This is a genomic window from Vibrio sp. R11-SG3-ISO9, from assembly GCF_059834255.1.
In genome coordinates this window covers 70,121-86,517 of sequence record NZ_JCBDGU010000035.1, presented here as the reverse complement: position 1 = coordinate 86,517, position 16,397 = coordinate 70,121, and the positions used below count along the sequence as shown (strand labels likewise).

16 protein-coding genes are annotated in these 16,397 nt (G+C 45.0%); 9 read left to right on the top strand and 7 right to left on the bottom strand.

Annotation, left to right across the window (positions count from 1 at the left end):
• The first annotated feature begins 29 nt into the window (after window positions 1-29).
• Window positions 30-335 (top strand): monooxygenase, encoded by a 306-nt coding sequence (locus AC6R05_RS11260; RefSeq protein WP_500647399.1) that lies wholly within the window; start codon window positions 30-32, stop codon window positions 333-335.
• 60 nt (window positions 336-395) lie between these two features.
• Window positions 396-773 (top strand): hypothetical protein, encoded by a 378-nt coding sequence (locus tag AC6R05_RS11255; protein WP_331441371.1) that lies wholly within the window; start codon window positions 396-398, stop codon window positions 771-773.
• A 53-nt stretch (window positions 774-826) separates the two neighbouring features.
• On the opposite strand, the gene AC6R05_RS11250 is transcribed toward AC6R05_RS11255, so the two are convergent.
• Window positions 827-1,351, bottom strand: coding sequence for a lipocalin family protein (locus AC6R05_RS11250; RefSeq protein WP_032549531.1), 525 nt, complete (start codon window positions 1,349-1,351; stop codon window positions 827-829).
• A 205-nt stretch (window positions 1,352-1,556) separates the two neighbouring features.
• On the opposite strand from AC6R05_RS11250, the gene AC6R05_RS11245 reads away from it, so the two are divergent.
• Entirely contained in the window at window positions 1,557-3,233 is a 1,677-nt protein-coding gene (locus tag AC6R05_RS11245) for an amidohydrolase (protein WP_500647398.1), read from the top strand.
• Between the two features lie 67 nt (window positions 3,234-3,300).
• Here the strand turns inward: AC6R05_RS11245 and AC6R05_RS11240 are convergent, their stop codons facing one another.
• On the bottom strand, window positions 3,301-3,783 hold the full coding sequence (locus AC6R05_RS11240; protein WP_150871672.1) for a hypothetical protein: 483 nt from the start codon (window positions 3,781-3,783) through the stop codon (window positions 3,301-3,303).
• Between the two features lie 347 nt (window positions 3,784-4,130).
• Here AC6R05_RS11240 and AC6R05_RS11235 point away from each other — a divergent pair, with 347 nt between their 5' ends.
• Window positions 4,131-4,565, top strand: a complete 435-nt coding sequence (locus tag AC6R05_RS11235) for a GNAT family N-acetyltransferase (protein ID WP_500647397.1) — start codon at window positions 4,131-4,133, stop codon at window positions 4,563-4,565.
• Window positions 4,566-4,587: 22 nt separating this feature from the next.
• Here AC6R05_RS11235 and AC6R05_RS11230 read toward each other — a convergent pair whose 3' ends face one another.
• Window positions 4,588-5,013, bottom strand: a complete 426-nt coding sequence (locus tag AC6R05_RS11230; RefSeq protein ID WP_152468404.1) for a septal ring lytic transglycosylase RlpA family protein — start codon at window positions 5,011-5,013, stop codon at window positions 4,588-4,590.
• A gap of 262 nt (window positions 5,014-5,275) precedes the next feature.
• Complete coding sequence (locus AC6R05_RS11225) at window positions 5,276-5,875, bottom strand: LysE family translocator (protein WP_500647396.1); 600 nt, start codon at window positions 5,873-5,875, stop codon at window positions 5,276-5,278.
• A gap of 120 nt (window positions 5,876-5,995) precedes the next feature.
• Between AC6R05_RS11225 and AC6R05_RS11220 the strand changes: the two genes are divergently transcribed.
• Window positions 5,996-6,481 (top strand): Lrp/AsnC family transcriptional regulator, encoded by a 486-nt coding sequence (locus tag AC6R05_RS11220; RefSeq protein WP_004739989.1) that lies wholly within the window; start codon window positions 5,996-5,998, stop codon window positions 6,479-6,481.
• A gap of 105 nt (window positions 6,482-6,586) precedes the next feature.
• Here AC6R05_RS11220 and AC6R05_RS11215 read toward each other — a convergent pair whose 3' ends face one another.
• Both AC6R05_RS11215 and AC6R05_RS11210 read right to left on the bottom strand, forming a co-directional pair.
• Window positions 6,587-7,957 carry an L-serine ammonia-lyase gene (locus AC6R05_RS11215; protein ID WP_500647395.1) on the bottom strand — a complete coding sequence of 457 codons (1,371 nt, stop codon included), beginning with the start codon at window positions 7,955-7,957 and terminating at the stop codon, window positions 6,587-6,589.
• Window positions 7,958-7,982: 25 nt separating this feature from the next.
• Window positions 7,983-9,524: a sodium:solute symporter family transporter gene (locus AC6R05_RS11210; RefSeq protein WP_500647394.1), complete on the bottom strand. Its 1,542-nt coding sequence runs from the start codon at window positions 9,522-9,524 to the stop codon at window positions 7,983-7,985.
• A 348-nt stretch (window positions 9,525-9,872) separates the two neighbouring features.
• Here AC6R05_RS11210 and AC6R05_RS11205 point away from each other — a divergent pair, with 348 nt between their 5' ends.
• The 4 genes from AC6R05_RS11205 (at window position 9,873) to AC6R05_RS11190 (ending at window position 14,819) form a co-directional block, all read left to right on the top strand.
• Complete coding sequence (locus AC6R05_RS11205) at window positions 9,873-11,168, top strand: MFS transporter (RefSeq protein WP_500647393.1); 1,296 nt, start codon at window positions 9,873-9,875, stop codon at window positions 11,166-11,168.
• A gap of 127 nt (window positions 11,169-11,295) precedes the next feature.
• Window positions 11,296-12,312: a nuclear transport factor 2 family protein gene (locus AC6R05_RS11200; RefSeq protein ID WP_285464070.1), complete on the top strand. Its 1,017-nt coding sequence runs from the start codon at window positions 11,296-11,298 to the stop codon at window positions 12,310-12,312.
• 198 nt (window positions 12,313-12,510) lie between these two features.
• A complete protein-coding gene (locus AC6R05_RS11195) occupies window positions 12,511-13,587 on the top strand; it encodes a porin (RefSeq protein ID WP_500647392.1) in 1,077 nt (358 codons plus the stop codon).
• Window positions 13,588-13,793: 206 nt separating this feature from the next.
• The gene (locus AC6R05_RS11190; RefSeq protein ID WP_500647391.1) at window positions 13,794-14,819 is read left to right on the top strand and encodes a LacI family DNA-binding transcriptional regulator; all 1,026 of its coding nucleotides are present in this window, start codon (window positions 13,794-13,796) and stop codon (window positions 14,817-14,819) included.
• Window positions 14,820-14,889: 70 nt separating this feature from the next.
• Here the strand turns inward: AC6R05_RS11190 and AC6R05_RS11185 are convergent, their stop codons facing one another.
• The gene (locus AC6R05_RS11185) at window positions 14,890-16,392 is read right to left on the bottom strand and encodes an arylsulfatase (RefSeq protein WP_500647390.1); all 1,503 of its coding nucleotides are present in this window, start codon (window positions 16,390-16,392) and stop codon (window positions 14,890-14,892) included.
• Window positions 16,393-16,397 lie beyond the last annotated feature (5 nt).

Sequence of the window (16,397 nt, the reverse complement as noted above, 5' to 3'; positions counted from 1 at the left end):
ATAACTAATAACTGTTTGGAGAGATAACCATGAAACTACTACAAGTCGATTTTGAATTTAATGGCCCATTTGGTGAAGAGATGTCAAACGCCCTCGTTGATCTCGCGAAATCCATCAACAACGAACCGGGCATGATCTGGAAAATCTGGACAGAGAGCGAAGCTGAAAAGCTTGGTGGCGGTGTCTACTTGTTTGAAGACCAATTGAGTGCCGAAGCTTATCTAGCCATGCACAGTGATCGTTTAAAAGAGATGGGTGTAGCGGAAGTGCGTGGCGTGATTTTTGATGTCAACCAGCCGTTAACTAACATTAACAAAGGTCCAGTTAACAGCTAATTGAGCGATTCGCTATTGCAATGAATTGTAGATATTGAAAGACAGAAGAAGAGATACGACATGAACAACAAAACGTTTCTAAGCCTACACGGCATCATTTACGCAGGGTTTGCCATCGCCCTGTTCTTCCTACCGACCGTTATGTGGCCAATGTACGGTGTGGAGATCAATGATAAGTACGCTTATTTTCTGTCTCAACACACCAGTATCTTCCTTGGTGGCATCGCAGCAATAACCTGGTTGCTACGTGATATTGAGTCAGGAATAAGCGCTAAAAAACTTATCCAAGCCTTGGTTGTGACCAACATGCTTGGTGCCATCATCACCTTGTATGCTGCTTTTACAGGCATCTTTGTCGGCTTTGGATGGAGTGACCCTGCATTCTTCAGCTTCCTATCAATATTGAGTATTCGACAGTTACAGCTGCAAAAATCGTAAACTAAAAAGGAGAGCGTAGGCTTTGCGCTCTCCTTTTTCTATCAAGTTACGTGTTAGTTAATAGCGTCGTGCGTGACGTAAATCAGCTCATCGGTATTAAAACCACGCTCTTTCGACATCTGCTTAAACTTCTCTAGTACCTCAGGGGCGACTTGTGGAGTTCTAGACAGCAACCATAAGTAATCCGTATCAGGACCAGAAACAAACGCATATTGGTAACCCTGTTTATCTAACTCAAATACCACATAAGAGCCGTAAAACGGACCAAAAAACGATACTTTCAGATAACCTTGGTCACTCCCCTCCACAAAATACGCTTTGCCTTCCGCTTCTTTCCACTCGCCCTTCTCTATTGAGTAGCCACGATTAATCACTTTCACGCCACCATCGTCACGCAATGAGTATTGAGCGCTGATATTGCTCAGTCCTCTTTCAAACGAATGATCCAAACGGGCAACCTCGTACCATGTACCTAGATAACTATCTAATTGGAATTCATTCACCGGTTTCACCGACTGAGGCATACCCAAACAGCCTCCCAAAAACACCACCGACATCAGCAACAAAAATCTTTTCATTCTTAATCCTTTTTAAATGCATCAACTACAAGCAACTAATACGCTAATAATAGAAAAAGGTTCAGCGTTCACCTATTTAATCAGTGAGTTAACTAACAATTATCTCATTGAAGTCACACATTTTATTTTATAAAACGTAGAATCTCGCTCATCCCATTCAGGGTGTTTCTATAATTAGAAAAATGGATTAAATAAGCGAATCATTATGAGCCTATCTTCATCGGTTATTCCTCGTTTCGGCCTACTGCTTTCCGCTCTGTTGGTTTCCATCCCGAGCAAAGCCAGTGATCTACAAGTGTTCTCCAATGCCATCATTTATGGACATTACGAATCAGACACCTTAGTTACTGAAGGTGGCGTCATCACCTTTATAGGTAATCGAGACAAGGCTCTGTCTTTTGCAGGCTCTAACGCTCCTGAAATCGACCTGGAACAAGCTTTTGTTATGCCAGGCTTCATCGATAACCATAATCATGTATTTGAAGCTGCATCTGAAATGGGTGGCGTGTGTGAACTCGACTCAGAAGCAACGCTAGAAGAGCAGATACCTTATCTTGAAGTGTGCGCCGATGACGACTCCAAAGGCTGGCTCATGGGCTACGGTTTTTCGCTCGATGCGATCATGAACCACCCATCTGATTACACTCCACTCGAGATAATCGATTCTATCTTCCCCGATCGCCCGGTCGTGATCATGGAGCAAACTTCGCACTCTATGTGGGTCAACTCTAAAGCATTGAAAATCGCTCGTATCAGCGAACAATCGCCCAACCCTCAAGGTGGTTATTACCTCAAAGATGAACAGACAGGAAAGCTGAATGGCATCTTGCTAGACAATGCCGGAGACCAAGTCATGGAGATCGCTTGGAACAGCCAAAACGAACTGTTTGAACAGAGTTATGAAGGTTTGATAGCAGGATTGGAAGAAGCCGCAGCGCACGGTATTACCACGATTGGTGATGGGCGCATGTATTGGAAACGCGGTTGGTATGAGGTTTGGCAAGAAGCTGAAGAGAACAAGGATTTAACGGCACGAGTTTCCCTTCGACCTTGGGTTTATCCTGAAATGGCGATGCCTTCTCAGCTAGAGGTATTTGAGAAGATGTATTCCAGCGATAAGTCTCGATTGCTTTTGGTTAATCAAGTCAAAATGTACAGCGATGGCATCGTAATTAATGGTACAGCGAAAACACTCGCCCCTTATCTGGACACCTATCTAACCGACTCACCTTATGGCATTAACTACATTCCACCAGAGCAGATGAAAGATTGGCTTGTGGCACTAAATGAGATCGGTTTTAGTGCTCATATCCATGCCATTGGTGATGGTGCGGTACGCGAGTCCCTCGATGCCGTAGAGCATGTGCGCAAACTTGGCTCAGACAAACCATACACCCTGACTCATGTTGAGCTGATCGACCAACAAGACATTCCACGTTTTCGCCAACTAGGCGTCTCAGCCGACTTTCAAGTGGGCTCAGATTACGTTGCACAACATGACCATGAGTGGGCGATTGCATTCTTAGGAGCAAGACGAGCGAAAGCCATGATGAACCTCAATGCCATTCTCAGAACCGAAGCCAACATTACTCTAAGCAGCGATTGGAATGTGCACGACATTAATCCCCTCGTCGGGATTTCAAACAGTTTGATCATGGGTAAAACAGGGCTCACTGATATCTATACAGCTATCGATGCCTATACGCTTTATCCAGCCAAAAGCCTCGGTATTGATGACATCACTGGCACAATCGAAGTGGGTAAATCAGCAGACTTTGCCATTCTCGATAAAGATATCACGACGCTGACAGCAAGACAGATCGCCAAAACCAAAGTCCTGATGACGGTTCTTCGTGGGGATGTGGTTTACGAATCTGAATAAGTTTTTGGAATCACACATACCAAAAGAGCCAGCATCTACGCTGGCTCTTTCTACTCTAAGTCATCTGTTATGAAGCTTGTGATTGTTCGGCTTGCTTCTGGTTGCTGTCATCCAGTGCGAAGTAAATCTTCGATACCACAATCTCTGAAATCAAGATAACAAACACCACCGCAAAGAACGCTACTACACCATTGAGTGGGCCAGTGAAACTCACCTTGTCGCCAAACAAGATATTAATCGCTTCCAACATCACGAACTTCGAACCCACAAGGATGATGTAAGTCGAGATACCTCGGTAAACCTTTGGTGCCGTACCCGGCTTATTCTTAAAGTAATCGGCAATTTTATGTTCTAAGCCAATCGATAGTTTAAGCAACAACTGAAGTAGAATCGCCGCGATGAACGAAATAGTAAATGACTCAATGTTCACGTACTCCCAATACTCGTCAAAGAAGTTAAGCACCACCAAATCCACCAGCACCGCCAAGGTATAACCAACAAATAGTCGCTGTGGTGTATTAAAGCCGTAAACCTTTTCTACTTTACTCATTCTGTACTCTCTCTACTTTCTTGGATAACTTCGATTTGTGTACAGTCTAGCGTCAGAGATTCTTCAAAACTTACCATTTCATGACACCTCACCAAACGCATAAGTCGCGCCCAACAATTTACAGACTGCTATATCAAAAGTAGATGAGTTCCTACTTTTATCGAATGAGAGACTAAAAATCGTTGCGTAAAACTATTAGCAATAGGCGAACTTCACAAACCAAAGACACCAGTAAGTAGCTTATTAAACTCAAGTAGCATGCTAAACCACTCAGATATTGTAGTTATAGTCCGTTAAGCTGTTTAAGCATGGATCCAAAGAAGAGTTAATTAAGGACATAACCGCACATGAATAAGGTCGTATTTAGAAACTGTATCGAAAACAGTCAACATTGGTTGGAGTTAGAAAAGCTCTTTCAAAACGAATGGCCTGATTTTCTCTTCGCAGATAGCTACAAACACGGTGCCAATCTTCCGCCAGTTCTGGTGGCTATCCGAGAGAATCAAGTGATTGGCGGCCTTGCTTATTCCCATTTCAAAGAGCCTCATGGTGACTCTGACGTTATCTGGCTGAATGCTCTGCTTGTTTTACCCGAATGGCGTGGCCAAGGCATTGCAAGCGAGCTCATCAACCGCGGCATCAAGCAAGTCTCTAACGCCCATCAAAGCCACCTTTATGTTTACACCAACGTGCCAGCTCTTTACGAATCACTAGATTGGTCAGTCGTAGACATAGAAAGCGAACCAAACCATAACGTAATGAGTTTTCCTCTCCAGTCATAAATCGAGAAGAAGTTGGACTAAATTAGTGCTTGTACCTAAAGGTTTTACTGTCATCTACAATTTCGATTTTGACAGGTACTGTGCCCTTCTTTACGTTGCCAATTTGTGCAAATGACTTGTAAGAGAGGTCTATTACACGGCCTTTAACAAAAGGGCCTCTGTCGTTAATTTTAACGTCGACCGATTTGTTGGTGCTTGTATTTGTCACCCTAACGATTGTTCCAAATGGCAAGGTTTTATGAGCCGCTGTGTAAGCATTCATATCATAGGTTTCGCCACTGGCAGTGAGCTTCCCATGAAATTTATTTCCGTACCAAGAAGCTTGGCCAACTAACGTATGGGATTTGGCATACTCCTTTGTTTTCGAGCTGCCAACTGCCGACGTTGAGGTGCATCCAACAAGAATAATGAGAGTAAGAGCGGTAAAGAGAACACGTAGATTTTTCATACTTTGGGTACTGTTTCGATGCGGTTAATTTGGTTGTTAGTCTGAGTATAGTGACTTCCGAGTCCAAGCCACCATTTGTTAGGGCTTGGTATATTTTCACGATCGACAGTGAGTTCCGTCATCGTTTCGAAAGGGTTTATCTGTGGGAGGTTAAATTTAACAAGATGTTGAGAACAGGTTTATCAAACTGACAATCTACAAGCACAAAAAAAGGATTGGTATCTCAACCAATCCTCCAGAACTCGCTATTACATAGGGTAACTTAAGCAGGCTGATACAACATAAATGCCACTACCATCGTTAAGCTTCCCCCCAAACAACGGTTAACCATCACCATCTGCTTTGGTGATTGCAATAGACGCTGCAGCATGGTGCCACAATACGCCCAAACCAACATACACAATACACCGGTTCCCACCATGATGGTGGTAATCGTCACCACTTGAATCAGGTAATCTGTTTGTGTGGTTATGAACTGAGAAAATACGGTCAGTGAAGCAATCCACCCTTTCGGGTTCAACACTTGAATCAAGACACCAGACATAAATCCTGAGCGATTCACAGAATCTTCTTGCTCAATCTCCATGTTGGCAATAGACCACGCCATAAACAGTAAATAAGCCGCCCCAAGGTATTTCATTACCGTGTAGATCTCTGGGTAAAGGGTAAACAAGCTCACCAATCCAGCGCTTGATCCCGCCAGTATGATGATGATGCCAAAAGCGTTACCAGAGACAAAAGGCAATGTTGCCGCAAATCCATATCGGCTTGACATCCCAAGCAATGCAATGTTTCCTGCTCCCGGTGTAATTCCAATTGATATTGAAAACAACAAGAACGCCAGCATTAATTGAGCGCTCATTCTTTCTCTCCTAGTTGATAAAACGTTAGTGGGAGAAGAGTTTACCGATTCGAGTAGGAATTAAATTGCTATATGCGTTAGTATTAAATCAAATTTGAGCAGACTTTTTCCAAAACCATTATGAAAGTGAAAGAATCCACCAACGAAGTACTAGATGATACGGATATTGCCATTCTTGGGCATATTCAAAAAGATGGGCGAATGAGTAACAGCAAGCTCGCCGAGAAGGTAAACCTGAGTGAAACACCTTGTTGGCGTCGTTGGAAGCGCATGGAAGAAACGGGCTATATTGATGGCTATACCGCACAACTAAACCGCAAAAAACTGGGCCTTCATGTGGCAGGTTTCACCTTAGTGACATTAGGTAATCACGAGGTTGAAAACACCGAGCCTTTTGAAGAGTTTGTCGCAGTCACAGACTGGATCACCATGTGTCACTGCATTGCAGGCGGTGCCGATTACATGATTCAGGTTTTGGCGAGAGATCTGGAAGAGTATTTTGAGCGAATCAGCTCAATTCGACGAGTGAAAGGCGTCAGCGCAATTCAATCAAACATTTCAGTGAAGGAGCTGAAAAACAGCTACCAACTGCCACTGCAAGATTAGTTGATCTCAAAATAAAAAAGCCCAGTCAGCGATAATGCGACTGGGCTTTTGTTGTCGTTCTTATAAGAGTATCGTTCTCACAAAGGTTTGAGACTGAGTTGGCCCCTATTCACAAGGGTGTGCGAGATGAATTAGCGCTAAGCCGCCTAGTGAGGTTTCACGATATTTCTTATTCATGTCTTTACCTGTTTGGTACATAGTCGCGATAACTTTATCAAGCGAGATCAAAGATTTACTATTACGCTTCAAAGCCATGCGTGATGCATTAATCGCCTTCATCGCACCCATTGCATTTCGCTCAATACACGGTACTTGTACTAAGCCACCAATTGGGTCACAGGTCATACCCAGCGAATGCTCCATCGCGATTTCCGCCGCAATACAAATCTGCTCATTACTGCCACCACGAAGTGCAGTTAAACCCGCAGCCGCCATAGAAGATGATACGCCAACTTCTCCTTGGCACCCGACTTCGGCACCTGAAATGGAGGCGTTGGTTTTGTACAAAATACCGATCGCGCCCGATACTGCTAAGAAGTCTTTCAGTTGCTTGGTATCCAACTCTTTGATGAAGCGATGGTAATACATCAACACAGCCGGAATAACGCCAGCAGCACCATTGGTTGGAGATGTAACTACCTGACCACCAGCCGCATTCTCTTCACTGACGGCGAAGGCAAACAAGTTAATCCAGTCCATAATTTCCATTGGATCGTTCTCAACCGCTGCATTCGCTTCCAACTTCTTCAGTAAGTTTGGAGCACGGCGAGTAACATTCAAACCGCCATCAAGAATGCCTTCAGTTTCAAAGCCGCGCTCCATACAACGCGACATCACGCGCCAAATCTGGTCTGCCTTTTCTGCAATCGCATCCGCATCTTGGAAGGCGGACTCATTTTTCAGGATCATGCCGCCTAGGCTCATGCCATTTTTTTCTGCCTGCTCAAGCATCTCTTCAGCATTGCTAAAAGGGTACGTCACCTCAACAGACTTAGTTTGAGTGCCATTCTGGAGTTCATCAGCGGTTGCAATGAAGCCACCGCCAATCGAGTAATAGGTTTCCTCAACAATGACATTTCCATCTTGGTCAAAGGCGGTAATCATCATACCGTTCTCATGAAGTGGTAGATTGTCCTCATGGAATAGCATGTCAGTTTTATAGTTGAAACCGATAGTGTGGCTTCCACTTAACTGCATCTCACCACTATCAATTGCTCGACGCATCGCTTCATTAGCACTGGTGATTTTGATGGTGTCGGGCTTGTTGCCGAGCAATCCCAAAATAGTTGCTCTGTCGGTGTGGTGTCCGATTCCAGTGAGTGACAGCGAACCATAAAGATCGATCTGAACACGAACCACTTCTGTGATTTTATCGGCAACTAACTGAGTGAAATGAAAACCCGCAATCATTGGGCCGTTGGTGTGTGAACTCGAAGGTCCGACACCAATTTTGTAGATATCAAAGATCGATAACATAGAACTACCAGTAAAAATCGGTCAATTAAGAAAGAACGGCATAAAGCCAATCAGGAATAACGGTACAAGCAGCGACGGTGACTACGGCAAATACCAATAAGCCGTAATGACTTGTCGTCGGCTTGGCAAACAAGTGCTTTTGCTTTGCAATAAATTCATTTTGTTGTTGAGTAACTTCACCAAAGAAACGGCTCACGACAACGCCCAATACTAGGAAAACCACGGTACCGATGAGTGCAAACCAAGGCCAAGAAACACCGCTGTACTTAGCCACAAAAACCACAACAACACTGCCTAGGCTGCCCGCAATCACGCCTTTCTCATTCGCTTTCTTGAAAAACAGCCCAAGAATGAAAGAGCCAAGACGAATACCAACAAAAATTGAAGTAAGGCTGGCAATGGTTTTTAGTACAGATTCGTTTGAAACAGCGAGCAAAGCAGGCACCACCACCGATGCAGCGGCAACAAGGCTCATCTTTCTGGCTACCGATTCATAGTGTGCATCGGAAGCTGACTTACGGAAAAAGCGCTTGTAAAAGTCGAACGTTGCGACGGTTGCCATTGAGTTGTAGGTCGAGTCCAGAGTCGACATAGCCGCTGCCGATAACGCAGCAATCACCAGGCCGACAATAATTGGATTGGTATGGTTAAACACAAAGTCGAGAATCACTTCATTGCTGTTTTCAAAACTGTTGTCTTGATAAAAGACACTCAGCAGTACGCCCATCACCGCAAAAAATAGGTAGATGAAAAACGCCCCGTAACCACACAGCAGCATAGATCGCTGTGCTGTTTTCACATCTTTTGTCGCCAGCGTTCTTTGAATAATCAACTGGTTAGTGCCATACACGCTAAGGTGCAAAAAGCTCACGGCGACCAAGCCCGCCCATAGAGTAGTATCAACGCCCAAGTCGAAATCTAGGTTGATGATGTTAAGTTGTTCTGGTGAAGGCATCTCGCCAGCTTCAATTTTCATTAGAAGCAAACCAAAAATCGCAATGCTGCCGACAATCAGTACCGCAGACTGCAGCATGTCCGTCCATATGACGGTAGAAATACCGCCCGCATAGGTATACAGCGCAGTGAACAAACTGATGTAAATAATCGCTTCGGAAATACCAATCGGTAGCACTTGCACCACAATCAAAGCAACGGCATACAAAATCACCCCCGCCGAAATACACTGCACGACAATAAACACAATCGAGTTGATAGTACGAGCAACAACGCCAAAGCGGTGTTCTAGGTATTCATAGATCGAAGTCAGGCCAAGCTTGTAGAATACGGGAACAAAGAAAACGACAGCGAAAAAGATGACGACCGGATAATTTAAGTGAACACTCATCGCTTCCATACCTGAGCTATAAACCCAGCCCGGCATGCCTACGAATGTCATCGCACTGATGTAGGTCGCAAGAATAGATACCCCTGCAGTGAACCAACCAAATTGCTTTCCACCTGTAGAAAAGTCGCCACCTACGCTATAGCGCTTGTTCACTAAGTAGCTGATAAATAGTGTGGTTAACACATAAAGAGCAATCACCACAAAGCTTGAGTACGTAACCATTTTGAGATTCCGTTTATTGTATTTCGCAAATCATTCGCTGCCAATATTACTTAAAATTGGATATTTTCCCTCAAAAACCCCTAATAAGTGTGAGTACTGTCACTAAGATTGATGATTAAACGCTCAAAAAGTCCCAAAACGGCAAAAATGGCGTTCAAATGGGATCAAGATCACCAAAACACATAAAATGGGTACGCACTCATTTTAAAATTGACTTTGATCACGGATCTAATAACCACAAAAACTCTATTATCTCTCCCGAAACGAAGACAGCGTAGTAAACACCAATACCTACTACACTGGAATCAAAACTCATAACACCCTATATAAAATAAAGGTTTATCGGTCATGACTACGAAAAAACACATGAGCGAAGTTCCTATGATTCAAAGGGTAGCTGCTTATCTTGCAATTCTAGTAGGCTACTTTTTCTATTGTTATAACTTTGTAATTATTGACTACGTACGCCCATACATCGTTGATGCATATGACGGCATTAACTTAGCAGATACGGCTCAGTTCTATACATGGCAATCGATTGGCGCACTTATTGGTGCCCTAAGCTGTGCATGGGTGGCATCAAACTTTGGTAAGAAATCGACTCTTATTGTCATCACTGCACTGAACGGCGGCGCAACCATCATCAACATGATGTTTACTGACTACGCTATGTGGGCAGCAATGCGTTTCATCATCGGTATTTCTTTGGGTGGTTACTTCACAGTAGCGGTAAGCCTAATGATCGGCCTATTCACGCCAACGGTTCGCGGTAAGTTAACGGCATTCGCATCTTCTATGTTCTCGGTTGCTCTTATGGCAATGGGTGCTTACGCAGCATTTATCTCTAGCATTGACGCACCATGGCAGAGCCTAATGTGGGTAGGTGGTATTCCTCCTCTAGCAGCTGCGGTAGTGATGATCTTTATCCTTCCGAGTGACAAAAAAGTGATCGCTTACGGTGAAGAAGATCAAGCGAAAGCGGAAGCATCAAATGCACCAGCGAAGAAAGGTTCTTGGGGCGAAATGCTTAGCGCGCCTTACCGCAAGCTAACCATCACTTGTCTATTGCTAGCAGGTCTTAACTTCTACGGTTACCAGTTCTTCTCTGGCTTCGTGACAACGTACCTAAAAGAAGTTCGCCAATTCGACGGCGCGACCATCGGCATCATCTTCTCTATCTCGGCATTCGGTTCTCTATTCGGTGCTTGGGTATGGGGTGCAATTGCAGACAAATACGGCCGTAAGGTCAACGCATTCGGTTTCATCCTAGCGGGCATCATGGCATCGGTATTCTTCGTTGCTCCAAGCGACGTGATGATCGGCAGCCTAAACATGCTGGCTATCCTGGGTCTTATCTACAACTTCGGCCTATCAGCTTCAGCAGTATGGGGTGGTTACTTCTCAGAACTGTTCCCAGCTCACCTACGTAGCTTCGGCGCAGCTCTATTCCACGGTGGTCGTATCATCGGCATGTGGGCACCAATGGTGCTGGTATTCATCCAAGAGCGCAGCGACCTTGCAACGGCAATGTGGGGCTCACCAATCGTATGGATTGTGGCTGGTCTACTGTGGCTATCTCTACCAGAAACATTGAAAGGCGGCATCTTCGACAAGAGCAAAAAAGCGGAAGCGGCAAAAGCTTAATCCCCTTTAGTTGAAAGTCTCTCAAGACAAGAAATAAACATTGATCCGGCTGAGCAATCAGCCGGTAACAAAATCCAAATCGAGTCCTGTTCCGAATGTTGACTCGACAACATAAAGAGAATGAATTATGTCTAAATATCAAGAAGCTAAACGCATTGTTCGCGAATACTTTGACGCGATGGAAAATGCAACTCACGAGAACGTTGCTGAAGTACTAAAAGCACACACTTCTGAAGACTACTTGTGGCGCGGTGTTTACCCATTCCGTGAGCAAGAAGGCGCTCAAGCGGCAGCTGACGTATTTTGGGCTCCAATGATGAAATCAATGACTCGCATGCAGCGTCGTCAAGATATCTTCATCGGCGGTAACAACGAAATCAACCCAGATGAAATTTGGGTAATGAGCATGGGTCACTTCATGGGTCTATTCGACGCTGAATACCTAGGCATGCGCCCTACTGGCAAAATCATGAACGTTCGCTACGCAGAGTTTAACTGTGTTGTTGACGGCAAAATCACTAAGACAGGCCTATTCCTAGACCTACTAGGCATGATGGACCAAGCGGGTTGCTACCCACTACCGCCATCGACAGGTAAGCACTTCGTATACCCTGGCCCACGTAACCACGACGGTCTACTGTTTGAAGATGCAGCTCCAGAAGAGGGCGTAGCTACGCTTGCTCTAGTGAACAAGATGGTTGATGACCTATCTGCACTTAACGACAGCGGCGCAATGGGTTGTCCACCTGAGGTTCTAGAGAAGAGCTGGTCTAAAGATATGATCTGGTACGGCCCTTGTGGTATCGGTGCATCTTACACAATCCCACGTTACCAGAAGCAACACCAACTTCCTTTCCGTAATAACCTGAAAGACAAGAAGTTTAATGGTCACGTTTGTCGCTTCGCTGAAGGTAGCTTCTCTTGTTTCTTCGGTTGGCCAAACCTATCAAACACACCAACAGGTGGCTTCCTAGGTATGACTGGTGGCGAAGTTCGCGCAGACATGCAGGTGGTTGACGTTTACTACCGTGACGGCGACAAGCTATCTGAAAACTGGGTACTGATTGATCTTCCTTTCTGGCTAAAACAGCAAGGTCTAGATGTGTTCGAACGCACTTCTTCAATCCTAAACCCAACGCTGTAACTCTGTCCTATTGTCTATCTAGTCCATACCTACACTAGGTCGACATGACTGCCGAGGGCTCCTTCTCGCCCTCGGCAACCTGCTCCACTCAAAATAACCAACCTGTGCCTCACGGATGGGTGCACCCTCTGAACCATTACATTTAACGGGCTTGAAAGCACGGTGGCTTTCGACGGCCTGAATAAAGTGAAAACAACAATGAAAAAGTCGATTATCTCTGCAGTGGTCTTCGCTGCGCTTACTTCTAGCTCTGCTTTTGCAGCCCACACATTTACTAATGAAGCTGGTGACAGCTTAACCCTGGACGGCCGTTTTGACGTTCGTTACCACGACAAAGGTGGCGATCATAACGGCGAATGGAACAGCGGTAGCTCTCGTTTTGGCCTGAAAGGTAAAATGGGACTAGACAATGATTGGACTGGCTTTGGCCATGCCGAATGGGGTTACAACTCCGGTGCCAACGGCGACAACATTTATGACCGACTTCTATACGCAGGCGTAGAGCACGATAAATACGGCAAGATCGCAGCGGGTACTAAGCAGTGGTCTACCTTCTACGATGTAGCTTGGTTTACCGATATGGGTCGTGTATTTGGCTCACGTGGTTCTGGTTATTACAACTTGTCTGACTGGGGTATTGCTTCAGGTACTGGTCGTGCGGAAAACTCAATCACCTACCGCAACAACATCAACGACAACTGGAAATATGGCTTCACCTACCAAACCACTCGTGAAGATGTTGGCCTAGCTGATGGTAAAACAGCAACACTGAAAAACGGTATGGGTGCCTCAACGCTATACACGGTTATGGATGGCCTAACCATTGGTTTAGCCTACCACCAAAATGAGTTTGACGATATTGAAGCGGGTGTTCAGAACATCAAAAATGGCGATACTCAACGCATCGGTTTATTGGGTGTGAACTACACTAATAACGGATTGTTTGTCGGCTTCACTTACAGCCAAGGTTCAAACTGGGAAACCACCAGCCAAGCAGAATTCTACGATCACCGCGGCGCTGAATTCTTTACTTACTACCACTTTGAGAATGGCCTACGTCCAACCTTTAACGTTAACTACTTAACGGACACGGACGACAATGCCAATGGTTACGAGCGTCAGTTGATTATCCCTGGCCTTGAGTACCACTTTAAGAAAAACAAATTCTTAGTATGGACCGAGTACCAATTCGATAATGGCAAAGACTCATACAATGGTGTGAAATACGAAAACAGCGACGACCAGTTTGCTGCAGGTATTCGTTACTACTTCTAATATGAGTAGGATCTTCTAAGCTCTAAACAAAGCTCTGCGATGTTATCTCATTAACTCAGCAGAGCTTTTTGGGTTATACCCAGCCTATAACCCAATATAATCTCTTAAGCCTTATTTTTCATAGAATTTGATTTAATTGACTTTTTGAATACGTACCTACTTATGATACTCTACACGCCATTAATTCGGCTTAAAATGCATGGTCTATGAACTCTCCAAAACACTCCTCGGTACCGAAAGCAACCGTAACTTCAAAAGATGTCGCTAAACTGGCTGGCGTTTCTCAATCTACCGTTTCTCGTGTATTTGTACCGGGCAGTTCGGTATCGGAAAAGACCAAGCAAAAAGTATTCGAAGCCGCTAAAGCCCTCAACTATCGTCCTAATGCTTTTGCACGAAGTTTGACTACCAACGAATCTAAATTGATTGGATTGGTCTTCCCTGATGCAGATTACCCTATCCACATGAAAACCCTGCAACTCATCTCTACTGAGTTACAAAAGCAAGGGTACTCAGCAGTACTTATTCCGTGGCAGGTGGATGCAAATGACAACCACTCGATCCCTAATATCTTCCAATATCGAGTCGATGGTGTAATTGCCGCATCTGCAACCTTTAATAAATCACTTTATGAAGAGTGTGAAGAGTTCGATATCCCTATTGTTCAGTATGCTCGTGTGGTTGAAGGCACTAAGAGTAGTCATGTTGTGAGCGACAACTATGCAGCCGGACAACTAGCAGCACAGCAGTTTCACAGCAGTGGCGTCACGTCTGCAGTTTATCTAACAGGTAATGTTCCAACGTACACCAATGATGAGCGCGAATCAGGTTTTTGCGCTGAGTTTGAAGATTTAACGGGTAAACAAGCGCGCGTTGTTGAAGCCGATTATGACTACCTTGATGCCCTAGAAACGATCAGAACTCTGTTTTCAGAACCTTCTAAACCAGAAGCCATCTTCTGTGCGACTGACAACCTCGCAATGGCGGTCATGGATGTCGCTCGTTTGGAATTCAATCTTAGAATCCCTGAGGATCTACAGGTGATTGGCTTTGACGATATCCCGCAAACACAGTGGCTGAACTACCAACTAAGTACCTTTAAGCAAGATTTCAAACGTCTTGCGCGCGAGTCAGTGAAAATTGTTGTTAACCAAATCCAAGACCAAGAGACAAGCTTGGTTAAATTGATGGTTCCAGTTAAGTTCATTGAGAGAAAAACAACGCACAAGTAACGAGACTGAAGGGTACATTCCTATAAAAAATCCCGCTCATCGAGAGCGGGATTTTTACATTTGAAAGCGGTTAGTTTCCTACACCACCAGTGTTTTCAGGTTGAGTTTCCGGTGTTTTAGGCGGCCACTCTTTGAAGGTCGCTAGGTGTTGTTGTACCGCTGCCTGTGCAGGGCCAAATGCCCACATTTTCTGTCCCATCCATTTAAGGTACATACCCGACTCTTCCGCCGCTCGCTCATAAGGGTCGCGTCGTAAGTTAAACAGTAGTGGCGCGTTCAGTTCTTCTTTAGGGCCGCTCCAACCATGGTTTTGAACCACAAAGTGTGCCTTCCAATCCCCGACTCGAACCGCTTGCAGCTTGTCTCTTTCATAGTAGTAAATCTCTTTACGGTTGGATTCGCCTTTTTCAGTCAGCATATCAACTTGGTTATAGCCATCGAGGTGCGCTTTAAAGCCATCGTAACCTTTGAGCATTTTCTCTTTCAGATCCGCTGGACCACCAGCTGCTGCAACAAGCGTTGGTAACCAGTCCATACCATCAAAGATGCCGTTGCCAACACTACCTGCTGGAATCTTACCCGGCCAACTCACGAGAGCCGGAGCACGAACACCACCTTCCCAAGTTGTACCTTTTTCACCGTGATATGGCGTCATACCCCCATCTGGCCATGTCATGATTTCAGGGCCATTATCCGCAGTGAAAATGATGATGGTGTTATCGGCAATACCCAGCTCTTCCATTTTCGCCATCATTTCACCGACATGATCATCAAGATCTTTCATCACCACTTCTTGAAGTCCCCAACCATTTTGGCCAAGCATAGCTTCATATTCAGGTGAAAGATGCGTCCAAACGTGACCGCGTGATGGACAATACCAAGTGAAGAATGGCTTATCCGCCTCAACTGCCCTTTCGATGAAGTTGATCGCGTGTTTATTTACTTCATCATCTAATGTGCGCATACGCTCGATAGTCAGCGCGCCATCATCCTCAATGGTTTGACCGCCTTTACCGTCCGACTTAGCGTAAATCACATTACGTGGTGCGAATGCATCCAATGAACCATCTTTTGGCCAATCAGGGTCTTCGGTGTATTCCATCGCATTCAAGTGATACAACCAACCCCAATACTCATCAAAACCATGCATAGTCGGTAAAAATTCATCTCGGTCACCTAAGTGGTTTTTACCGAACTGGCCTGTCACATAACCCATGGTTTTGAGAATTTCTGGCAGCGTTGGTGTGTCAGCATGCAGCCCAACAGGCCCACCCGGCAAACCCACTGTGTGCATGCCCGTTCGAACAGGCAATTGTCCAGTTAGGAAAGCTGAACGCCCCGCTGTACATGAAGGTTGAGCATAATAGTCTGTGAGCAACATGCCCTTCTCGGCGATGCTATCAATATTCGGTGTTTCACTGCTCATCACCCCATTGTGATACGCACTTAGGTTTGAAATCCCAATGTCGTCGGTAAAGATAACAAAGATATTCGGTTTATCTTGAGCCGAGAAAGCAGACAAAGACCAGCTTCCCATAACGACCAACACCAACAAGTGAAGTATCCTTTTCATCGTTC